Source organism: Nostoc foliaceum FACHB-393 (assembly GCF_014698505.1).
In the GTDB taxonomy this organism is placed as follows: Bacteria; Cyanobacteriota; Cyanobacteriia; order Cyanobacteriales; family Nostocaceae; genus Nostoc; species Nostoc foliaceum_A.
Genome location: NZ_JACJTD010000012.1, coordinates 101,281 through 124,173 on the forward strand (window position 1 = coordinate 101,281; position 22,893 = coordinate 124,173).

At 41.5% G+C, this 22,893-nt stretch carries 20 protein-coding genes; 6 read left to right on the forward strand and 14 right to left on the reverse strand.

What is annotated here, in order from left to right:
• Positions 1 to 109: 109 nt before the first annotated feature.
• Positions 110 to 1,594 carry a cobyric acid synthase CobQ gene (gene cobQ, locus H6G92_RS12685; RefSeq protein ID WP_190894033.1) on the reverse strand — a complete coding sequence of 495 codons (1,485 nt, stop codon included), beginning with the start codon at positions 1,592 to 1,594 and terminating at the stop codon, positions 110 to 112.
• Between the two features lie 263 nt (positions 1,595 to 1,857).
• On the reverse strand, positions 1,858 to 2,262 hold the full coding sequence (locus tag H6G92_RS12690) for an Npun_F0494 family protein (RefSeq protein ID WP_190894034.1): 405 nt from the start codon (positions 2,260 to 2,262) through the stop codon (positions 1,858 to 1,860).
• Positions 2,263 to 2,457: 195 nt separating this feature from the next.
• On the opposite strand from H6G92_RS12690, the gene H6G92_RS12695 reads away from it, so the two are divergent.
• On the forward strand, positions 2,458 to 2,895 hold the full coding sequence (locus H6G92_RS12695; protein WP_190894035.1) for a peroxiredoxin: 438 nt from the start codon (positions 2,458 to 2,460) through the stop codon (positions 2,893 to 2,895).
• A gap of 80 nt (positions 2,896 to 2,975) precedes the next feature.
• Here the strand turns inward: H6G92_RS12695 and H6G92_RS12700 are convergent, their stop codons facing one another.
• The 7 genes from H6G92_RS12700 to H6G92_RS12730 form a co-directional block, all read right to left on the reverse strand.
• On the reverse strand, positions 2,976 to 3,368 hold the full coding sequence (locus H6G92_RS12700) for a hypothetical protein (protein ID WP_190894036.1): 393 nt from the start codon (positions 3,366 to 3,368) through the stop codon (positions 2,976 to 2,978).
• Positions 3,369 to 3,404: 36 nt separating this feature from the next.
• Positions 3,405 to 4,292 (reverse strand): ABC transporter permease, encoded by an 888-nt coding sequence (locus H6G92_RS12705; protein ID WP_190894091.1) that lies wholly within the window; start codon positions 4,290 to 4,292, stop codon positions 3,405 to 3,407.
• A 74-nt stretch (positions 4,293 to 4,366) separates the two neighbouring features.
• Positions 4,367 to 5,386, reverse strand: a complete 1,020-nt coding sequence (locus H6G92_RS12710) for an ABC transporter ATP-binding protein (protein WP_190894037.1) — start codon at positions 5,384 to 5,386, stop codon at positions 4,367 to 4,369.
• A gap of 260 nt (positions 5,387 to 5,646) precedes the next feature.
• Positions 5,647 to 7,116: an aminotransferase class I/II-fold pyridoxal phosphate-dependent enzyme gene (locus tag H6G92_RS12715; RefSeq protein WP_190894038.1), complete on the reverse strand. Its 1,470-nt coding sequence runs from the start codon at positions 7,114 to 7,116 to the stop codon at positions 5,647 to 5,649.
• A 244-nt stretch (positions 7,117 to 7,360) separates the two neighbouring features.
• Entirely contained in the window at positions 7,361 to 10,150 is a 2,790-nt protein-coding gene (locus H6G92_RS38820; protein WP_199344800.1) for an AAA family ATPase, read from the reverse strand.
• Between the two features lie 37 nt (positions 10,151 to 10,187).
• Complete coding sequence (locus H6G92_RS12725) at positions 10,188 to 11,771, reverse strand: trypsin-like peptidase domain-containing protein (RefSeq protein WP_190894039.1); 1,584 nt, start codon at positions 11,769 to 11,771, stop codon at positions 10,188 to 10,190.
• 60 nt (positions 11,772 to 11,831) lie between these two features.
• The gene (locus tag H6G92_RS12730; RefSeq protein WP_190894040.1) at positions 11,832 to 12,143 is read right to left on the reverse strand and encodes a CU044_2847 family protein; all 312 of its coding nucleotides are present in this window, start codon (positions 12,141 to 12,143) and stop codon (positions 11,832 to 11,834) included.
• A 719-nt stretch (positions 12,144 to 12,862) separates the two neighbouring features.
• On the opposite strand from H6G92_RS12730, the gene H6G92_RS12735 reads away from it, so the two are divergent.
• Positions 12,863 to 13,570, forward strand: coding sequence for a M15 family metallopeptidase (locus tag H6G92_RS12735; protein WP_190894041.1), 708 nt, complete (start codon positions 12,863 to 12,865; stop codon positions 13,568 to 13,570).
• A gap of 5 nt (positions 13,571 to 13,575) precedes the next feature.
• Here the strand turns inward: H6G92_RS12735 and H6G92_RS12740 are convergent, their stop codons facing one another.
• Together H6G92_RS12740 and H6G92_RS12745 are read right to left on the reverse strand one after the other, a co-directional pair.
• A complete protein-coding gene (locus tag H6G92_RS12740; protein WP_190894042.1) occupies positions 13,576 to 14,049 on the reverse strand; it encodes a TspO/MBR family protein in 474 nt (157 codons plus the stop codon).
• A gap of 90 nt (positions 14,050 to 14,139) precedes the next feature.
• Positions 14,140 to 14,613 carry a TspO/MBR family protein gene (locus H6G92_RS12745; RefSeq protein ID WP_190894043.1) on the reverse strand — a complete coding sequence of 158 codons (474 nt, stop codon included), beginning with the start codon at positions 14,611 to 14,613 and terminating at the stop codon, positions 14,140 to 14,142.
• Between the two features lie 317 nt (positions 14,614 to 14,930).
• Between H6G92_RS12745 and H6G92_RS12750 the strand changes: the two genes are divergently transcribed.
• Positions 14,931 to 15,500: a DUF3611 family protein gene (locus tag H6G92_RS12750; protein ID WP_190894044.1), complete on the forward strand. Its 570-nt coding sequence runs from the start codon at positions 14,931 to 14,933 to the stop codon at positions 15,498 to 15,500.
• A gap of 813 nt (positions 15,501 to 16,313) precedes the next feature.
• On the opposite strand, the gene H6G92_RS12755 is transcribed toward H6G92_RS12750, so the two are convergent.
• Together H6G92_RS12755 and era are read right to left on the reverse strand one after the other, a co-directional pair.
• Positions 16,314 to 16,991, reverse strand: coding sequence for a response regulator (locus tag H6G92_RS12755; protein WP_174710379.1), 678 nt, complete (start codon positions 16,989 to 16,991; stop codon positions 16,314 to 16,316).
• 256 nt (positions 16,992 to 17,247) lie between these two features.
• Entirely contained in the window at positions 17,248 to 18,222 is a 975-nt protein-coding gene (gene era / locus H6G92_RS12760) for a GTPase Era (RefSeq protein WP_190894045.1), read from the reverse strand.
• Between the two features lie 282 nt (positions 18,223 to 18,504).
• On the opposite strand from era, the gene H6G92_RS12765 reads away from it, so the two are divergent.
• A complete protein-coding gene (locus tag H6G92_RS12765; protein WP_190894093.1) occupies positions 18,505 to 19,587 on the forward strand; it encodes an ATP-dependent 6-phosphofructokinase in 1,083 nt (360 codons plus the stop codon).
• Between the two features lie 136 nt (positions 19,588 to 19,723).
• Here H6G92_RS12765 and H6G92_RS12770 read toward each other — a convergent pair whose 3' ends face one another.
• A complete protein-coding gene (locus H6G92_RS12770) occupies positions 19,724 to 20,851 on the reverse strand; it encodes a succinylglutamate desuccinylase/aspartoacylase family protein (RefSeq protein ID WP_190894046.1) in 1,128 nt (375 codons plus the stop codon).
• A gap of 255 nt (positions 20,852 to 21,106) precedes the next feature.
• On the opposite strand from H6G92_RS12770, the gene H6G92_RS39370 reads away from it, so the two are divergent.
• A complete protein-coding gene (locus H6G92_RS39370) occupies positions 21,107 to 21,268 on the forward strand; it encodes a hypothetical protein (protein ID WP_242059108.1) in 162 nt (53 codons plus the stop codon).
• Positions 21,269 to 21,419: 151 nt separating this feature from the next.
• Positions 21,420 to 22,559 (forward strand): tetratricopeptide repeat protein, encoded by a 1,140-nt coding sequence (locus H6G92_RS12775; RefSeq protein ID WP_242059109.1) that lies wholly within the window; start codon positions 21,420 to 21,422, stop codon positions 22,557 to 22,559.
• Positions 22,560 to 22,893: the final 334 nt, after the last annotated feature.

A 22,893-nucleotide genomic window follows, 5' to 3' on the forward strand; every position in this document is an offset into this window, starting at 1 on the left:
CAATGTTACGCATTTAATTTAGTATTGACTCCTCAGAGTTGTCCTTTGTTATTGGTCATTTGCAAATGACAAATGACCAATGACTAATGACACTTCAACGCATTTTAGCTTAAGACAAAAACAGACTTAAGTCTAAATGGCTTTCAACTTCAGTGGCTAAAGAATCCAAAATCTGCTCTCGCTGTTCTCGGTAATTAGCAACACCAGTAGGCAAAGATTTTAAACCCCGCTGTTGACGGAGGCGATTTAACCAAGCCCGTCGCCAAGGGCCGTTGTCAAAAAGCCCGTGGAGATAACTACCCCACACAGATTGACAACTATCCACTAACCCTAAATTAATATCGTCAAATAGGGCATGGTAGGATTGTGGATCTATGCCTTGCTGTTCGATGCGCGATCGCCCTTGGTGGATTTCAAAGCCATTAACTGGCAAGCCTTGTTGCGGATAATTTGAGCTAACTTGGCGCTGGCGGGCAATTTTTTGTCCTGTAATTACAGTTCTGATTGGTAAAAGATTTAACCCTTGATACCTACCAGCTTGTCCTTCTATCCCTTCTGGATCGGCGATGATTTGACCAAGCATTTGATAACCACCACAGATACCTAAAACCGTTCCACCAGAAGCAGCATAGTTTTGGATAGCTTCTGCCATACCGCTTTTTTGCAGTAGCAGTAAATCAGCAATTGTGGTCTTTGTACCTGGGATAATCACGGCATCGGGGTGTCCTAAATCGTGCTTAGGACTTAAATATTTAACTGAAACTGTACTTTCTGATTCCAGTGGATCAAAATCGGTGAAATTGGCAATTCTTGGTAAGCGGATGACCGCAATATTGAGGTCAGTTTGGACTTTATTCGACGACGATTGACGTTCTAGCAGATCAAGGGAATCTTCTGCTGGAAAAACTTCTTGTAGGTAAGGTATAACACCGATAACGGGGATACCCGTGCGTTCTTCTAACCATTTTATCCCCGGATCTAGGAGCGCTCGCTGTCCTCGGAACTTATTAATTACTATACCCTTTATTAAGGCGCGTTCATCCGGTTCCAATAACTCTAAGGTTCCAACAACATGAGCAAAAGCGCCACCCCGATCAATATCAACCACTAACATCGTTGACGCGTTCAAATGTTTTGCCACCCGCATATTAGTTAAGTCGCGGTGCTTGAGGTTAATCTCTGCTGGACTACCGGCACCTTCACAAACCAGCAAGTCAAATTCCGTTCCTAAATGCTGTAGCGATTCTTCAATTGTCCGCCACCCCAGTTCAAAATATTGCTCGTAGTAATCTGAGGCACTCACCTTGCCTACAGACCTGCCTTTAATAATTACTTGGGAAGTCATATCCCCTTGGGGTTTAAGTAAAATTGGGTTCATTTCTACCCAAGGTACGACTCCCGCCGCCCAAGCTTGTACTGCTTGGGCATAGCCAATTTCTCCACCACTGGCAGTGACATAAGCATTTAAAGCCATATTTTGACCTTTAAAGGGAGCCACCCGCCAGCCACGCCGCGACAGAATGCGACAAATAGCTGTAGTTAAAAGTGATTTCCCTGCATGGGATGTTGTCCCCACTACCATAATTGATTTCATAGTTGCTATTAGTTAGTTTTCAAGATACAGGGTGAATTTTTAAGAGGAAAAAAGAAACGGGGACATGGGGACACGAGAGAGGATTTGATAATTTTTCCGCGTCCCCGCGTCTCTCCCTCTCCGTGTCTCCCTTCTTTACTTGCTACCAACGCCATCACAAATTTCAATTAGATGATTATGGTAAAGACTTCATGAATAGATGTGATGTTTCCGTATATATTGTTCCCTTTGATTGCCTAATCCTAACTCTTTGGTTTTTTATTCTAAAAGGGTATCCGCAACCAACGAATCACAATATCGGATAAATGATCGCGCCATGAAGGTGTCCGCCAATTTTTTCCCTGATATTGTTCCACCAACTGGCGACCCAAAGGAGTGAGGCGAAAACTATCTGTAATTCCCTGACCATCGACTTCTCGTCGCAATACACCTACTTGGATTAGCCAGCCCAAGGCGTTGTCACAGGCTAATTCTGATAAAGGACGCTTAGTATAGCCTTGTTTGAGTCCATTTTCCAGGGCGATCGCAGTTAATGACACACTCTGGTGTCCCATCACTTCAAATAAAGATAAATTGAAAGGTGAACACACTAGCGATCGCTCGGCTCTTTCTACTGTGCTCTGAGGATAGACAAAAATATTTGGGTTTTGGGAATCAACAGCAGGCATTGTGTATAGGTAGAAATTTTTCTTCTGATAAAGATTAATCTAAGAATATATTTTTTCTTGTACTAACTACCTCATTTAACCAAAAATTGGTTACCTAAAGTATAGTTGTGCTATTTTTTAGTAATTATATTTAAACATTATAAATTAATGTAAAATTTCAAGTGCATCAACAATCTGAAACAGGAAAGGTTAATTATGCCTCTAGCAGTTGGTACGGATGCACCTGCATTTACCGCCAAAGATACAAACGGCAACACAATCTCTTTATCTGATTTTGCCGGAAAGACCGTCGTTTTGTATTTTTACCCCAAAGATGACACGCCAGGCTGCACCAAACAAGCCTGTAGTTTTCGGGATGCCCAGCCTCAATATCAAGGCAAAGATGTTGTAGTATTAGGAGTCAGTGCAGATGATGAAGTCTCCCATCAGGCATTCACCCAAAAATATAATTTGAATTTTCCCCTACTGGCTGACACCGACAAATCCCTAATCACAGCTTTCGATGTGGATGGCGGCGGTTATGCCAAGCGTGTCACCTATGTAATTGACCCCAGCGGTAAAATTACCCATGTTGACACCAGTGTAAATACTACCACCCATGCTAGCGATGTTTTAGCTGCACTTGGGCTGTAGTTTTTTTTACCTGATAACTAAGGATTTTTTAAATAGTCTTAGCCCCGAGCCTCCAGAGGCTTGGGGTTCTTCGTTTGAATTCAGTTACCTGATGCTGGTGTAACTGATGGCGGTGTCACTGATTGTGGTATAACCAATGGCGAACGGGGAGTTGCTTGCTGTTGATCTTGAATTAGTTTTTCTTGCCTTGCTTTAAAGGCTGCTGCGGCTGAGTCTAGTTGTTCGTTCTGTTGGTCAGAATTCCAGTTGAGAGTCCCGAAATTCGCCCGATGAATCAGGTCAAACATGTTGAAATTATCTGAGTTCGTGCGGGAAAATGGATCGGTATTTTGGTCTGTTGTACTATTACTGGGAAAAGAATCCGCTGGGCTGACTTGAGCCGAACTGGGTTGAGCCATGAGCAAGGAAGCAAAGCTAATTCCTGCCACGGTAGCCACAAATAGTCTAGAAATTTGTAAAAATGGTTTTTTCATGGGATTTTGACCCTAAAATTGCTCTATTTTATCTCTTTAAGCAAGAGTCCGCCGCAGTTGGGGCTGAATACTCAGTAAGGCGACAAGGGCAAAGCCAAACAATATCAGCAATGCTCCCCCAAAGGTAACATCGCCCCAAGGAGCCTGCATCACTACACTACCTAGCCCCCAACTACTGTGGAGATAAAGATAGCGAATTGGTTCGATCGCATAGCTGAGAGGATTTAGGGTAGCCACAACCTGCAACCATTGAGGCATAAAGGATAGAGGAGCCAAGGCAGTACTAGCAAACAATAATGGCAGGTTAGTGACAAAAATTACTGCAATCAATTCAATGTGTCCGGGTAGAGCAAAAGCTAAACCAAGAGAGATTGCTGTTACGCCCAAAGCTAAGAGGAAGACAATTAAAGCGATCGCACTTAAACCCGCTGCATCGGGTAACCCTGCCCCCAAGAACGCCGCCGCTGCTACAATCACCGCTGCTTGCAGCAAACTTTGGCTGATGATGAAGATTGCCGAAGCAAAGACAATGGAAAACCGTGATGCTAACGGTGCCACCAGCAAACGATTCAAAAAGCCGAACTCGCGGTCAAACATTACTGGCAAACCAGCATTCAGCGCCCCAGCAAAGGCTGTAAACACAATTATGCCGGCAGCCAAAAATTGACCGTAATTGGTTGTATTGCCAAATATACCCTTAGGAGCATTTTGGAACAAAGCGCCAAACAGTATCAACCACATTACTGGCTGAATAATTCCGGCAACTAAAGATGAAGGACGGCGTTGCAACTGAATAAACAAGCGACGAGTTAAAGCCAACGTCTCTTGTACCAATTCACCGAAAAAGTTAGGTGCAGCATTCGCATCTGCTTGTGGCGATGCTAGCGGCTGCCAATTGATATCAGATTTAGGAGTAACACTCATAGCAATTTTGGATTTTGGATTTTGGATTTTAGATTGGGCATTGGAAATTACTCCCATGCCCTATTCCCCATTCTCTATCTCATATTCTGCTTCTTCTCAGCCTTGGGATCGCGAGTGGCAACGGCTGCCAGTTCTGCATCCATCAGTGTGCGTCCTGTCGCGGCGAGGTAAACATCATCGAGGCTGGGGCGAGATTGGGCGATGCCAAATATGGGCAAGCCAGCGGTATTCAGCGATTGCTGTATGTTAATCAGAACATCGTTCTGAGGTGTCACTACCAAGTTGAGAGAATTACCTTGAGCGCTGTTGATGATGACTTCTTGGACAAACGGCAAAGATTGCAACAGGTTTTTGGCAATTTCTGCTTCCTCAATGGGGGAAAACTCGCGGATTCGCAAGGTGATGCGATCGCCCCCTACTTGATCTTTTAATTGTGAAGGTGTGCCACTGGCAATCACGATGCCGCGATCTATAATTGCCACGCGATCGGCTAAAGCGTCAATCTCTTCTAAATAATGGCTGGTAATTACTACCGTCGTCCCAGAGGCGCGTAATTTTCTCAAGAAATCCCACACCACAAAACGGGTTTCTATATCAAGCCCAACAGTTGGCTCATCCAACACCAGAACATCCGGTGCATGGAGCAATCCAGCAGCCAAGTCTAGGCGCTTGCGTAAACCGCCTGAGTATGTCCCTGTCTTTTTATTGGCGTATTCTTGCAAACCAAGTAAATCTAAGACTGTCTCAATACGCTGTTTGGCTACTGCACCTGGGAGATGATAAAGTGCTGCTTGCAATTGCAGCAATTCTTTTCCAGTCAGCACCTTATCTATAGCGACTTCCTGAGCTACGTAGCCTAGTCGTTGTCTTGCCACTCTTGGATTATCTAACACAGAGATGCCAGATACTTCAATTTTGCCCGCATCCGGTGTGGTGAGTGTACATAAAGCACGCAAGGTAGTAGTTTTACCAGCACCGTTGGGGCCAAGTAAACCAAAAATTTCTCCTGGTTCTACCTGAAAGGAAACATCCTGGACGGCAACCACTGTACCGTAGCGTTTTTGCAGATTTTGAATTAAAACGGCGGGAGCCATGACAGCCTATCCCCAACTATACAAATCTCAATAAAGTCTATCTTTATTGTAGAAGGTAGGGAGCAAGGAAATAGCGCATGAGCGAAAATCTGTAATAAGTTCGCGTCATGCGCCATGCTGCCAAAAATTTCTGATTATTTTAGACAAGTTGCTTGATTGCGTTTGTAGCGAAATAAACCAAACACTACAGCAATTAATCCTAAACCTGGAAATAAATTAAATTTTTATCAAAAATAATTAAAAAGCTTGGAGTTTGGAGATTATTTCACAACTTTCAAAGTTTTGAGGCTAGTATCAGCACAACCGCTGATAAAACCTCCCATCGCCTGAATTTTTTGCAGATAGTCAAGAACACATTTGGTAATGACTTCTCCCGGCATTAACACAGGAATTCCTGGGGGATAGGGACAGATGATTTCAGCACAGATACGTTTATTGGTTTGTGTCAAAGGTAGTATTTCACTGACAGCAAAAAAGGCTTCACGGGGTGAAAAATGTAAAGCATAATCCAGTGTTTTGCCCAGATTTTGCCCAACCTGGTTTTTAAGAGTCAAGTTGGTTCGGTGATATTCTTTGGCAAGAGTGGTAAAACCTTGCACTAATTGCGCAATATCGGTTGGGGTGTTGCCTAAACTAATGATAAAGGTGAGATGTTGCAGTGAGGCGAATTCAGCAGTGACAGCAAATTTTTCATCAAGAATTTCATCTACTTCAAATCCGGTTAAACCTAAACCAGAAACAGTGACAGTTAATCGTGTTTCGTCTAAAGCTACAAAGCCGGGAGATCCCCCCAAAGCCGAGATTTCTAAAACAGATAATCCAGGAATTTGACTGATTCTGGTTCTAGCTTCTTCAGCAAGTTGCAAAGTGCGAGACATCAGTATTTTTCCCTGGAGTGCCATTTGCTGACGCGCTGCATCTAAAGAAGCTAAAAGTAAATAACTAGGACTGGTAGATTGTACGAGTTGCAAAGCTTTACTGATGCGATCGCAATCTATCCGATTACCTTGAATGTGGAGCATCGATGCCTGTGTCATCGCACCGAGTACTTTATGGATGGATTGTACAGTTAAATCAGCACCTGCGGCTAAGGCTGGAGTGGGTAATTCTGGATGAAAGGCAAAGTGTGCGCCGTGTGCTTCATCTACGAGTAGAGGAATATTATATTGATGTGTAATGTTGGCGATCACACTCAAATTTCCACAAACGCCGTAATATGTTGGATAAACTGTCAACACTGCTTTGGCATCTGGATGTTGTTGGAGTGCAGATTGTACAGCTTCAGGTGTGATGCTATGAGCAATATCTAAAACTGGATCGTATTCAGGATTAAGAAAAATTGGTATTGCACCTGAGAGAATTAAACCTGCGATCGCAGAAGAATGCACATTTCGAGGCAGAATAATTTTATCGCCCGTCCCACAGGTTGCGAGAATTGCCGCTTCAATCCCACAGGTAGAACCATTGACAAGGAACCATGTTTGCGAAGCGCCAAATGCCTCAGCCGCCAGTTGTTGTGCTTCTTGAATAACGCCTTGGGGTGCAAAGAGATTATCTAAATCTGCTAATTCGGTTAAATCAGCGCGAAAGACGGCTTTACCAAATAAGTCAGCCAAGGATTGAGAAATTCCCTCACCTTGTTTATGCCCTGGAGTGTAAAAAGGTGCATGGAGTCTTGCTGCATTGATTTTTAAGGCATCTAATAAAGGTGTTTGATTTTGATTGAGCATTTTTGAAGAAACGAACCCTCAATGATAAAATTTAAAGTCATTCATAGACCAATACAGTTCAGATAAGCCCAAAACACTTGTAGAGACGGCGATTTATCGCGTCTCGAAAACCCAAAATTGTTGCCAGTAGCCCTTAACTGAACCGTATTGATTCATAGACGATGGAAAAGTTTAAATATTGGATACTATAGTCGCAACAAAAAGGTTGCGTTGTGTGCCTTATCTAATTCTTTACTTTAAATAATTAGCTTCTTACTGCACGCTCTCTCACCCATTGTTTTAACAGAGGAATTTCAAAATCATATCCTCCATTGGTTTTTTGTAAAATATGATAACGCAACAAGCGGGTTAATACCTTTTCAGCAATTTCTGTAGTTATAGGTAATAAAATATCTGTTCTGGCAACTTGTAATAGTAATTCTTGACCAATTACTATTTCTTCTGGTGTAGTTCCTGTAAATTCTGTCCAAATATTTGTAAAATAAGGTTGACCGTAAATAAATCCGTCATTAATAGAAGCTTCCAATAGTTCAGCAGTAATAAAATCAGTATGGTTCAAGTTAGCTTGATTCACCATTGATGCGCCCAATAATTGTAGGCAGTAAGGGTGACAATTGGTAAGCATTAATACTTCTTTTACAATGCCTGGAGCGTAACGTAGTGTAAAAGCTGGATCTGGATTAAGCAGTAAGTCCTCAGCTTCGTTAGGTTCAAGATAAAGCATTTCTATCGGGACAACGCTGATAAAATAGCTACTCCAATTTGGGCCTAATTCCTCTAAAGTTTGCACCCCAGAAAAGAGAAAACCGAGTTGTTCATAATGTTGAATTAAGTGGCGCAGTTCGTCAAATAAACGTAAAGTTATCTGTCCCTTTTGGATGGCTGTACCGATTTTTTCAAATTCATCAAGATTGAGAAGGATGCGCCGTTCTCCGATTTGGGCAAGTGCTTCATCCAACCAATCTTCTAAAGTGGTATAGGGACTAGCTGGAAAATCGGTGCGTTTAGGAATGTTTGGTAATTGAACGCCTTGACTTTTGCAGTCTTTATGAATTGCACGGACTAAGCCAAAGCAAAAATCAGATTCGCTGGTGGTAATGGCGGAACTTTGCATATCCACAAATACAGGGAGGATATCACTGGGAAGCAGGCGGGGAAAGTTATACAAAAAAGAAGTTTTACCACAACGACGGGGGCCATGCAGCACAAGGGTAGGTCGGTCGCGGTCTAAAACTCGACGGACAATTTCATTGGCAAATTTCTGACGACCTTTAAACAAGTTTTTTTGCTCAAGTCGCACCGGATTTCCATATTGGAATGGGTTGATTAGTTCGCCTTCAGAGAGTTTGCGTTGTTCATTTTGTTCCAGTTCAATAACCCTTTGCCAATGTTCTAGTACAGGTGCCCAGCGTTTGATGGCTTCGTCTTTAAGTCCCAGAGAAGATAATTGAGATTGTAATCGAACAAGCTTGTTATTGATTTTTTCCAATCCTCGTTCTCGTAGGTGTAGATTTTCATTTTCGAGTGCAGATTGAATATCTTGAATAATAGTTTGCAAACGAGGAAGAAGGATAGAAAGTTCAGATTTAACCCTTGGTAAAGGTGTTTCTGGAGTGGGGGTATCACTGTCAGAATCGAGGTGATAGAAGGGGGAAATCAGGAAGGGTAATATGGGATGGTTTGAGTTGGCAGTAAAGATTAGTTCTGGAATACTTTGAATTTGCTTGAGTTGGTCAGCGACAATTTGTGGTAAGGCATTTTGCAGGGTTATTTGAAATCCTGGTAAGGAAAAAGTTTGGGTATATTGAAAGATTGTTAAGGCTTGTTGAGGTCTTTCACGAAATTCAGAAACAAGAAGTTGAGCATGATTAGGTAAAGGTATCCACAAGAGTTCGCTAGTGTAAGGAGGTAATTGAAAAAGTATTTTTGCTGTTTGGGGACGTAACCACCTAATTGTTGAATCTGAAAATCTGAAAAGTTTTAGTAAAGAATTAGGGGATGTATAATAACCACCTAAAAAAATAAAGCTATAATCAGGAAATATTCTGTAATAGCTGACTAAGGTTACAGCGATCATTAATGCTGAAAGCCATCCTAAATTTAGGGCACAAAGAGCTATTAAAATCACTGTAGTGGTCATCAAAACCGTGTTATCTTTTGCTGGTGCAAGAGCGAAAGCGATTAAACTTGCAACAACCGAAAACCAAGTAAGCGGTAAAGTAGCAACTCCCTCCACGACTCCCACCACTCCGACCGCCACGACTCCCACTACTCCGACCACCAGGACTCCCCCCACTCCGACCGCCACTGCGACCGCCACGACTTCCCCCACGACTCCTTGCACGATGACCATCATTCCGATCACCACGATGACCGCCATGACGACCGCATTATCACTATTTTTTATACTTTCGATTGCTAAAAATAGGAGAAAGCCTGTTATTCCACTTACTAACAATAGGAACAACCAGTTTTGAGTTACTAACCACGTTCCTAACATCACATTGATTGTTCCTCCCACGACCATCACATTACGAGTAAGAGAAAGATGTTTTTTTAACAGTTGCATTAACCAAACAGTTAATGATATAGATACTCCGAAAACTGCGAGACCTACGATTTGAGCTAAAAAAGGTAAAACTTTAATAGCTTCTATTAAGCCCTTTAACCAACTATCAGGCTGATTTAATACAACTATCAACCACAACAAGGGGATAACCAGTCCTAAAGGTAAAAAGAAAACTCCTGTCGCATAAGCAATTAACATTACACAAGGTAACTGTAACCAATCTAATAATTGATTATGCTCAATTAGCTTTAAAAAAAGAGGGATATTAGAAATAAATAATAGTAATAGATACTGAGTAGTAAATCGGAAGTTTCCTAAAAATAAAATATCAAAAAAATCTGTGTTTTGTCTACGTCCATTTTTCTCTTCTTGAGGCAACCATTCATTCATTCGTTGTTGAAGCCTTGAAGGACAAAACATTGCCCACCAAAATAGTTCCCAAGTTTCTCGCAAAAACAGTAACATTTTTTATATTTAATGTTTGAATCTTTGGCTTATTGCTTTATCTTTGACCTTTCACAAACTCTGCAAAAACACTGCTAAATAAACCCCCATTCTTCCGTAATAACCCATGACGCTGAAGCCTATCTACAATTCCCAGATCGGGAATAGGTAAATTACTCTCTCCTAACTCATAACGCAATGCTAAACGTTCACCTTTGGTTAAATCTTTCCAAAGTTCTTCAAAACGAGGCTTTGCTTGAAAATTAAACTCATTTTTAGCTATTTCTTGATTCCTATTTTGCCACAACATCGCCCCCGCCATCTGCACATAATAGGGCAACCCTCCTGCTAACTCATCCACCCATTGTAATACCGCAGAATTAGGCAGAAATTCTTTCTGTCCTTTCTGGATGATGCTTTGCCAAGCTTGCTTTTCTAATGCCCCTAAAATAGTCGTACTGAAAATATTGGCAAAGGGAGAACCCAGACTCAAAGTTTCGTAAACTTCATTAAGAGGGCGTTTACTGGCAATTACCATTGTTAATAAACCCGCAGAAGCCTTAGAACGCCAATCTTCTCCCCAATCCTGAAACAATTCCAATCTATCTTTTTTACTAGCAATGGCTTCAAACTCATCCAATAAAATAATTAAACGATACCCTTCATCTACTAACACCTGTAAGCCATCTTCTACTGCAAAGCCATCTTCATTATCTTTCTTTGACCAAGGAAAATTCCCTGTTAGTTTGTGAATCCCTCGCCTTAAGCCTTCAATAATCCCCTCTGGAGTATGAAAATTCCCATTTGTTAAATCTAAGAAAACAACTAAAGGCTTTTGTTCTGGCGAACAAAATTCGCTGGTTCTTTCTCTGATATATCGCAATACAGAAGTTTTTCCATTGCGCCGCAAGCCTACTAAATTGACACATTGAGGACTAATCGCGCCAATGCGGTTTTTAATCTCTAAAATCTCTTTTCTCCGCCCGTAAAAACGTTGTGGAGGAACAGGAAGTCCATATTCAAATGGATTATCACCTTTGGGCTTGGGCTGATGAAATTGTTTATTAAGTAAGGCAATTTTGGGAAACTGTTGCACAATAACTTGAGCTGAAACTGCCCGCCCACCTAAATCGTTACCCTCATCACGGGAAAGATGCACTATTCCACAAACTTTACCTGTTAGTAAATTTAACAAAGGCGAGCCACTAAAGCCTGAGATAACTTGCCCTTGCTTTAACTTATAGAGAATAATATCCTGCTTAAAACTTATTCCTTCATATTTAAAGCTTGCTGAATCTCCCTGTGAATAATCAACTTCGCTATTCTTGGGATAACCAAAAATATATAAGTCATCGTTGGTCTTGGGTTCTGTGTCATCCAATTCAACACAGGGATGATCCAAACAATCTTTGTCCAGTTGTAAAAGGGCTAAATCAAGGGGATATTTGCATAATTGTGTAACTTTAGCTGTGTAATTCTGGTTTCCCGCTTTCCAGAATACTTCCACAGGGTTATCTTTCGCAGATTCGACTACATGGGCGCAGGTGAGAATCCAATTCGGTGCAACAAAAAAACCAGTTCCTTGACTACTGGCAACATTTAAACGCACTGTACAGCGTTGTAAATAGTCTTCGTTACCCATTAATTGCTCTCACCTAACATCTTTGTAAAAAGATTACCACAACTCTAAGATAATCAACTTTTATTTACCCCATTCCATCGTAATTTCCAAGTTAGCTGTGCCTGTTCCTTTCACAATTAAAGCGGTTAGTTGTCCTGACTCAACTCCAATTTGTAAACCTAGTTTGACACTAAATTTATCTGGTTTGACTGTCTCGCTAATATCTTTTAATGTACCTGCGACATCTTCAGCAATGGATTTAATAATTTCTGTCGCTTGTTTAAAGACTCTGGTTTCAGCAGAAACAGGTTGTTCTCCTATAGGCGTAACCTCTACTTTAATTATTTTGCCGTCAGAAAGTTCAAAAGAAATAATTTTGGTTTTATCTACCATACTTTATTTTTTATGTTAGTTTTTCGTGCAAGAATATTCCTAAATAATGGAAAGAAAATATATGGTATTGTTACATTTTTCGGACGCAATTAATTTGAGTATAGTAATGATTATTAATATACTACACGTTACTTTGAACGTTTCATTTTTTGAAAGGTTTCAGAACTTTATAAGCAGTAATTACAGCCTAAATATTTTATATAGCGGTTCTCGGTTGAGTTAGGTACAAGAACCCCACCCCCAACCCCTCTCGAAAAGCAAAGCTGTTTCATTCACTCAAAAACTCCAAAAATACTTGTGTTCTGGACGAAAGGACTTGTGTTCTGGACGAAAAGGCTCGTGTTCTGAACGAAAGGACTTGTGTTCTGGATGAAAGGACTTGTGTTCTGGACGAAAAGGCTCGTGTTCTGAACGAAAGGACTTGTGTTCTGGACGAAAAGGCTGGTGTTCTGAACGAAAGGACTTGTGTTCTGAACGAAAGGACTTGTGTTCTGAATGAAAGGACTTGTGTTCTGAACAAAAGGACTTGTGTGTACACCGTAGGTTCTTTGAGAGGGGACTATGATGTACCTTATGTGATTAGGAAAGGCTACATAACTTAAGGATTGAGAAAAATTGGTATTGCACGCAGAGGCGCAAAGAACGTAGAAGAATAAGAGACTCGTTACGCAAAATACTATGCTTGCGTTAAAATCCGTAAGTCCTGCATAGCTGACTAGATGAGACCCTATCATCAAATTCCGATTTTTGAGTGTGGTGAACCACTAACGGAGATTCCTTTAGAATTATTTGCCGTGGAATCTCCCCATCCTTATGAAAAATTGGGTGCGCCCTATGGCGATCGCTCCCCTTATTATCTCCGTCAAAGCATTATTGAAAATTTGATCCAAGCGCAAAATTATCTTCAACTGTTGCATCCCAACTGGCGTATTCAAATTTTTGATGCTTATCGTCCAGTAGCAGTCCAGCAGTTTATGGTAGATTACAGCTTCGCCCAAGCAGTGCAGGATAGAGGACTGACTGAAGTGGAGTTATCACCAAACCAACGCCAAGAGGTTTGGGAAGCGGTTTATACAATTTGGGCTGTGCCAAGTTTAGATGAAAAAACTCCGCCTCCTCATAGTACAGGTGCGGCGGTAGATGTAACGCTAGTAGATGATGCAGGGAAAATAGTGAATATGGGTTCGCCGATTGATGAAATGTCAGAGCGATCGCATCCCGATTATTATGCCAATAGCGATCGCCCAGAAGCCCAAAATTATCATGCCCACCGTCAGCTATTGCAAGATGTAATGTTAAAAGTCGGCTTTCAACGCAATCCTAGAGAATGGTGGCATTTTTCTATTGGCGATCAAATGTGGGCTTGGCTGAATAATCAATCCAATCCAGCCAATCCTGCCACAGCACGTTATGGCCGTCTTGCATAGATGCGTTATGCATCTTGAGGATTTAACTCTTTTAACTCGTCGGTAGTGTAAGTACCAATAGGAGTCCAAATTAGATAAGGAAGGAGTAACAGCGCCGCCATTAGAGAAATCGGCAAAACGCAGATTGCCAGGACAACACCTGAAATCAAACCGATTAGCCCAAGAACTTCCCCAGCTTTGAGACTGCGAAACCTCAACATTATAGGTATGTAGGCGACGGTGATAATTTCCACTAAGAGGTACAAAGCCATTAGTAGCCAAGTAACTAGGCTTCCGGGATTTTTTTCCCAGACAATATAGGCTGAAGCTGCACCGCAAATAAAAATCACAGTCCAGATGAGGGGAATTAACGGCTCAAAAACTAGCCAGCGAGGGCGACTTAACTTTGCAAACCATTTAACATCACGCGGCGTGATCAAGAAACTACCAAGGGCGATGAAGAAAGTTACAGCCCCAATTATTATCCAAGATGGAATCATAATGCACTCAAGTTTTGTGTATTTTGTCAAGTCATACACTGCAAGTTTGACAAGTTAGGGCATAGGTTGAATCATTCGCTGGTGCGAATCTTAGGCATCTTGAGGATTGAGACTAATCATCTGCCAAGTGGTATAAGTACCAATGGGACTCCACAGGAAATAAGGAACTAGTAGCAATGCTGCCCAACCAGAAATGCTTAAGACTGCAAGTATTAAGAAAGCACAAATGATAAAACCTGTGCCACCAAGAATTGTTCCCACTTTCAGACTGCGAAGCCTAAACATTACAGGCGTATAGGCAATGGTAATAATTTCTAACAGCAGATATAAACCCATGATTAACCAGGTTGAGGTGCTTCCTGGATCTTTTTCCCAGATAATATAAGCCGACCAAGCACCGCAAATAAATATTACAGTCCAGATAATTGGAATCGCACCCTCAAAAGTTAGCCATCTCGGTCGTTGTAAGCGCTTGAACCATTGGCGATCGCTAGGCGTAATCACGTTAGCTGCTAAAGCAACTAAGAAAGCCACACCCCCAATCACCATCCAAGATTTAATCATGCCCGTTAGTCCTTTACAAGCGCTATCTCTCGCTTAATATCACTCTTTATAGTGTGATTTTGTCAATTTAGTTGCTAATTCCTCATCGTCCCTGAGTTTGAAAACTTTTCATCGTTTGGCAGGATTTTAAATTATGGGCATTGGGGACTAGGAACTGGGGACTGGAAAACAACTCTTATCCTAATCCCCAATGCCCATTAAGATTTTATTCCCCAACATTTTGAAGTGATTATGTCTAGGGGTGGGGGTATGAGGCGAACTGAGGAAATATTCTTGGCAATAGGGGCATAAGGCAATTAAATTTAATGGTAATTTATATGCAAACTGAATCAGAAGCGCGATCGCTAGCACCAGAAACACGAGGAATTGGTAATACTATTCGCCTTACAGGCTGGATTACTTTCTGGATACAATTGGCAATTGGAGTGGTTTCTGTTTTAGCTTTGTTATTTGCCTTGACTGGTCGTGGATTTGTTCAGCAACAGAATGCTGGTCTTGGGATTGGCATATTTTGGGCTGTATGCGGAATTGTACTATTGTTATTCAGTCTCTATTGGGATTTTCGTTACACTCGCATAGGCAAAGCTTTAGAAAATTCCAATCCAGCTTTGCATCCTAGTAAGCCAGATACAACTAGAATCCTCCGTCTGGGGATAGTTGTGGGTTTAGTGGGTATATTATTAACTCTCTTAGGTGCTAGTTCAACCGTATTAGTGCTAGTGGCAAAATCTATATCCCAACCTCCAGGAGTGGCAATCACCAACCCCTATAACATTATTCGAGCGATGGATGTTTTTGTGGCGGTGGCAGACATCACTGGGATTGCTGCTCACTTTGTGGGTACTGTTGCTTCGTTATGGTTACTGGAGCGAGTGCATCAACACTAGTGCAAGAAGGGAAGAAAGCTAAGGGACTTCCAACTAAAAAAATATCCCATCGCTTTCTTGGCTGGGGAGCAGGGAGCAGGGGGGAGCAACAGTCGTGTTGAGTCCAGAATTTTTGGAGTTCCCTAATCTCAGTAACGACTATGGTAATGGGCTATGCGTGGGTATAATCTAAGCTGCTGACACGCAAGAAATAGCGATCGCATTTAGCACTAAGGTCGCTAAACAGTTGTTTTTCTGCCGCCATTAGGTCAGTTTTAAGTATTCTAACTTTTACCTAAAGATTCAGTTTCAAGGTAGATTCTTATTACTTATGACAGTTTCTTTGAATCATCCTGGTGAGTGAAAGTATATATACTTACATAATAATTGAGGTTCAAAGCATGGACTCAACAGGTAAGGTTCAAACTGTGGACTCGTCCTGGTCTCTTCCACTGCCGTTGAAAGAGTATGCAATGAGCCGAGTAACTGTCTACTTTTATAGCGACAGATGGGTTCCAATTAAATATTGTTATTTGGAAAAGGCAATTTTGCTTTACCAAAAGGCAAACTTAGAAGGTAAGGAAATTTTATTATTTCCTGATAATCTAGACCCGAATCAATTCACAAACTCTTTTAACTAAAATGCATTGAGGTAGACTATTTTTCAAAATTCTTGGCAACAAATGAATCGGCTAGAAAGGCGTACATAAGTACGCCTTTACTTGTAAATGGGATTGAAATATTCACTCATAAATCCTACACTTTCTAAGTTTGGATACAGCAGTAATCTGACTTTTGCTGAGGTTTGTCTCTGTATTTTGCTGCATTTGTTTGCTAAACCAATCCAGAACGTAGTGCCACAACTGCTGCTTGCACGCGATCGTCTACTGCTAATTTATTCATAATCCCTCGGACGTGAGTTTTGATGGTGTTGGGACTGAGATAAAGTTTTTCGGCAATCTCTGGGTTACTCAAACCGTCTACCATGAGTTTCAGTACTTCTAACTCGCGCCCAGATAAGTTGGCGTTGTTGCTGGTGGGTGTAGGCGGTTTGAGATTGTCAATCACTCGCCGCGCAATTTGGGGATCGAGATAAGCTGCACCATCAACTGCGGCTGCGATCGCACTTAACAATCGTTCCACACTTGCACCTTTGATGCAATATGCATCTGCACCGCTAGATAGTGCCGCAATAATTTCTGTCTCTGTTTGATGAGATGTCAGCATCACCACATGAGTTGCTGGCAACGCCGCCTTAATTTGCTGTGTCGCGGCAATGCCATCTAATCGCGGCAATCCAATATCCATCACCACCAAGTCAGGTTTCAGTTGCAGTGCTGCTTGAACTCCCAAATAACCATCTTCGGCTTGTCCAACAATCTCTAATTGAGGATGAGCCATTAACGATTGCTCTAATCCTAGTTGCATCATCGGATCGTCTTCGACAATTAACACGCGCAACGGCGGAGCATTGGCTGGTAAATTTAAGGGATAGCGAATATCTAAAGACATTTTTATTATTTAGGAGTTAAGAGTCATTCAATTTTAGATTTTGAATTTTGAATTTTGGATTATAGCGGTTCTCATTTAGGTGAGGTGCACCCGTAGGGGCACGGCAGTGCCGTGCCCCTACACCTGGCGATATAATGTTGTACCGCATCTGAGTGGGAACCGTTATAAAGGAAAAATCTAAAATTGCCCTAGTTAAGAGTTAAAAGTTATCATAAGTTTTTAGTTTAAAACTACTAACTTTCAACTCCTAACTTTTCTATTCTTCCACGCGATAGCCTAACTCTGCTAAACTGATCCGCGACTGTCGCCATTTTGGCTGGACTTTGACAAACAATTCGAGGTAAACTTTACCAGAAATTAACTTTTGGATTTGTTCGCGGGCTTCGCTACCAATCGCTTTGAGCATTGCTCCGCCTTTGCCAATAAGTATGCCTTTTTGGGAATCGCGCTCAACATTGATGGTAGCAAGTACACGAGTAATGCTGGGAGTTTCTTCTACTAAATCAATAGCGATCGCTACTGAATGGGGTACTTCTTCACGAGTCAATAATAAAATTTGTTCTCGGATTAATTCACCCATAATAAAGCGTTCTGGCTGGTCAGTTACCAAGTCTGGCGGATAGTATAACGGCCCAATTTCTAAATGTTCAATTAATAATTCTTGAAGTTGCGGTAATCCTGCACTAGTCTTAGCAGAAAATTTCACGATTTCCCATTCATGTGACTGGGCCATCTGAGCGTAACTATCATCTAGAAACTGAGAATCAGCCGGTTGTTGGTCGGTTTTATTCACGCCCAGAATCACCGGGGTTTTACTGCGACTGAGCAATTCGGCAATATAGCGATCACCTGAACCACAAGCCACGGCTCCATCTACCACAAATAGGACTACATCTACCGATTCAATGGCAATTTTGGCATTTTGCACCAGTACTTCACCCAATTGATGATGGGGCTTATGAATTCCTGGTGTATCTACAAATATTAACTGCGCCTCTGGTGTAGTCAAAATGCCGCGCAAACGGTTACGTGTTGTTTGTGCTACTGGTGATGTAATGGCAATTTTCTGTCCTACCAATTGATTCATCAAAGTAGATTTACCGACATTTGGACGACCAACAATGCCGATGAAACCTGATTTAAATTCAGGAGGAGCTTGTGGGATGCTTACTTCTCCTGAAAAAGAGAAGTTGTAATTTTCAATACTAGTCACCTTTGGCTCCACCCTCATATTTTACAGCTGGGATAACTTGGTTTTTTCTTAGACACAAAACAAGCATAAAATTACCCTGGCATTTTTAGGGATTGCTTTTGCCGAGGTTTAATCTACTACTGGCTCTACACCTATATTTTACAGCTGAGATAACTTTGTTTTGTTTTTAGATACAAAACAAACATAAAATTACTTTGGCATTTATAAGGAGTGCATTTGCTTAGATTTAATTTGCTGCTAACTTTGGCTTAAGTTTCATCGACTACTCAATATATTTGAATCAAAATGTCAATAAAAGAGATGGGAGAACGCAAACGCATAGGAATTCTTACCAGTGGAGGTGATTGTTCTGGTTTAAATGCTGTGATTAGGGCTGTAGTAAATTGTGCTGTGGATACTTACGGCTGGGAGGTTTTAGGAATTCGTCAAGCGACTTTAGGATTAATGGCGCGTCCGCCACAATTCACAAAGTTGGAAGTTGATCAAGTTGACTCGCTGTTAACTGCGGGTGGCACAATGTTAGGGACAACCAATAAAGGCGACCCTTTCGCTTTTCCAATGGCGGATGGAAGTTTATGCGATCGCTCCGAAGAAATCATTGCAGGTTATCATGAGCTAGGTTTAGATGCTTTGATTGGTATCGGCGGTGATGGTAGCTTGGCAATTCTCCGTCGCCTCGCCCAACAAGGCGGAATTAACCTAGTTGGTATTCCCAAAACAATTGATAACGATATCGGCGTTACTGAACACGCCATCGGTTTTGATACAGCAGTAAATATTGCCACAGAAGCACTAGATCGATTACATTTTACTGCTGCAAGTCATAGCCGAGTCATGATTTTGGAAGTAATGGGGCGTGACGCAGGACACATAGCAATAGCTGCGGGGATTGCGGGGGGAGCAAATGTAATTTTAATTCCCGAAATTCCTTACACAGTTGAGCACATTTGCCACAAAATCAAAGAACGCCAAGAGAAAGGCAAAAACTATTGTTTGATTATTGTTTCCGAAGCGGTTCGTACCCACGATGGGGAGAATGTGACGGTTACAAATCGCTTAGGTCAATCTCGATACGGTGGAATTGGCGAATATTTAGCAGATAAAATTATTGAGCACATTGGTGTAGAAACGCGAGTCACTGTTTTAGGACACATTCAACGGGGTGGAACTGCTTCACCACTAGATAGATTAGTTGCAACAGCCTTTGGCGTAGCGGCGGTTAATCTAATTGCCGAAGGTAAATACGATCGCATGGTGACATGGCAAAATCGCCAAGTTTTAAGTGTACCAATTACCGAAGCGATCGCTCAATATAGTGCCGTCGATCCGAATGGTACTTTAGTTAAAACCGCTCGTGGTATGGGTATTTATTTAGGCGACTAAACTCAATACTGTTCGGTTAAAGCAAGAGACGCGATGAATCGCCGTCTCTACAATAATTAGTCTTTTGTAGAGACGGCGATTTATTGCGTCTTTGTGATGACAATTACATGAATATCTATGCCCAATGCCCCATGCTCTAACTCACAATTCCCAATACAAATTCGCCTTCATTCACAGCTTGATTGGTTGCGACATCATAAACCAATCCATCATGTTGAGCGCAGACATCAATTACAGTAGGTAGTTGACCTTCTTTATTAAAACTGAGAATTTGATACAGCTTTTCTCCAGTTTTGACTTTGCTACCTAATTCAATTCTCGATTGAATCATACCACCTGCGATCGCATAATATTTTTTCCGGTTGCTACTAGATGCGAAAGTCATGTCATGGGTTTTTGTGTCATCCAATAAATCAGGAATTTGCAGTACACCTTTTTGTACTAAATAATTTTTTACACCCCGTACACCTTTAGCGACTGACTCAGGGTTCATTTGCATTCCTGTTCCTAATTCCAGTGTCCAAGCTTCCACATCAAACTTTATTTCTCTACCCAAATCTTTAAAACAAGCTTCCAGTGCTAACCAAGGTTTGATAAAAGCTTCATCAAAAGCATCACCATCGTATTTATCAAGTAAAACTCCGAAATCAAACCCGAAGTATTTTGCACTGTCTTCTCGATTTTGGAAGTAATAAACGTAGTCTAAAGCTTGATTTGTAGAACTATGTAAATCAATTAAGTAGTCTGCATCTAAACTGATATTTTGTAGTTTGCTGCTAAAAACTTCAGTGTAAGGAACACCACTAGGAGAATTAATTTTTTCTAAAATTTTCGCAAATTTTTGCCTAATTATAGTTAAATAATTTTGTCGAACGACCTCTAGATCAATATGAAGTTGAGATTTAGTAAAAGCTACTAAATCATCAGCTTCTTTCTCGTAATCCCAAAAGATGCGATTCCAGTCTTTAGCTTCATAAATACAGTAACGCCCAGGAGAAAAATGATGAGCGCGTTCATTCATTCCCATTGGATTACAAATGGGAACCAGCCAAATTTCTCCAGTTAAATCTGTATCATTTACTGTTAATAAAAACTCAATTAGCTGGTGAATAACGGCATTACCAGCAATTTCTGCACCGTGAAGATTAGATTGAATATAAACCTTTTTACCAGGTTGAGCGCCGATGAATTTGTATAGTTGTAAATAGAGGCGATCGCCTGAAGCCATTTGACGTAATACAATGCTTTCAATAAATGGCAGCATGAAATAACTCGGTGATGATTTGAGTAAATTATCGCTGTATCTGTACTGTATTAAAAGCTTAGTTCAATAGAATTTGCTGATTAACCAGAGTTTTACCCCACCCAACCCTCCCCTTGGAAAGGGGAGGGAACTAGATTTTCCGGTTTCCCCCCTTTATAAGGGGGGATTAAGGGGGGTACTTCGACACACGGCTTGCGTGGCGAATTAGTCAGGGGAGAGTGTATTGCCACAGCAGTTGCAGCTGGGCGTAAGTCCATGTCTATTGACAAAATGCGCCCCAGTCCCAAAGGAAATTTACCTTTACAAGATTGGCTTGTGCCGGTGTTGTATCAGCAGGAACCCTATACGCCTTTTGTTCCTCAAAAGACAGCACCCAGTTTTGCTGATTTGATGGCGCAAGCAGACAACACCCCATAAAACAGTAAAGCTGTAGGTTTACCTGATGAAAGCGCTTATGGTTTTATTGGGCGAGATTATGAGATTTTGCGTTTAGAAAGAGCATTTCGGCAAAATCATCTGGTTTTGGTGCAGGGAATGGGCGGTGCGGGTGGTGTTGCCGCATTTAAAGATGCAGTCACCTGTGCAGTTAATTGAGGCGTTGCGGCGGGGGTTAGATACTTTTAAGGGACAAGAGGAAGAAGGGAGAGAAAAATCTCTTACTGTATCGTTGGATTATTCTTTTGCCAAGCTGTCGGAACGAACACGGCAGCATTTACCATTTTTAGCGCTGTTTTCGGAACGGGTGGATGCACATTGGCTGCATAATTTTTCAGAAAGTCTTGATGATAGCTATGGACAAGCTTATCAAGCAGTATTTGGAGAGAACTTGCAAAAACCAGATTGGTTGCAGATTCTCAATGAAGCCGCCGCCGCAGGTATTGTGAAATATTTATTGGGTGATAGTATCTACAAAATTCACCCAGCACTACCTTGGTATTTGCGCCAGCAGTTAAACACAATTACTTCCCAGGAGGTGATTAACGAACTCGAAAAAAAGTTGCTGATTTTCTACGCAGCGTTGGCGGCTAAATACGATAGAGAACTCATCATTAACGCAGAACTAGCAACTTTTGTGCTGCAAGTCGAAGAACCAAATTTGTTGCAAAATCTGCGCCTTGCTGAACATCAGCAGGAATGGGCTTATGCACAATGCATTCTGCAAGCCTTGGGAAAAGTGTATGAGCGGATAGGGCGTAAACTTGAATTTAAGTCACTGCGACAACGGACGCTAAAGCACATTGGTATTCATTTGGCAGATGCCAAAGCAAAGGGTAAAGATGCTCAGGATTTCTGGATGTATCTGCGGGGTGTAGATGCCAATGAAGCCGCTCAAAATGCTGACTTGGAAGGTGCAAGGAAAGTCCATCAAGAAATTCTGGATGAACTGATAGCTGTAAATGACTCCTCAGTGAATGACAAAATTGCCGGTGCTAATCATAATCTAGGCTATATTGCCCAAGAGCAACGGCAGTCTGATGTGGCTGTTGATTACTACAACAAGGCGCTGAAGATATATGAAGATGCCGGGGATTTGTACAATGCTGCTACTGACTATCACCAACTGGGCATGGTAGCCGAAGAGCAACGGCAGTTTGATGTGGCTGTTGATTACTATCAAAAAACCTATAAAGTTTGTGAACAATTCCGCGATTGGCGTAAGGCTTCAGCAACATTGGGTAAGTGGGGAAGGGTTTTAGAAGCTCAATAAAATTACGCTGAGGCTTTGCAAGTTCACATTCATGTTTTAGCTATTGACCAACACATTGCTACCGCTTGTGCTATTAATTTAACCCGGTTTTTTGCTTGGTCAAATTATATTCCTAAAGCTCGAACTCGTACTAGTCATTTTGCTAAATTAAATGTTCATTTTGCTTGAATTTTAAAGCGGTTTTCCAGCAACAGTTTTGTCCAGGTAGACTTATTTGTGCTTTGGTCTTTAATTTTCATGCTCAAAAAGGAGCGCTATAATAGCGCTCCTTTTTAGGTTTGTTAACTTATTGCTCTGTTATTCTCAAACTGCATTGCTTTTGAGGGGTAAGACC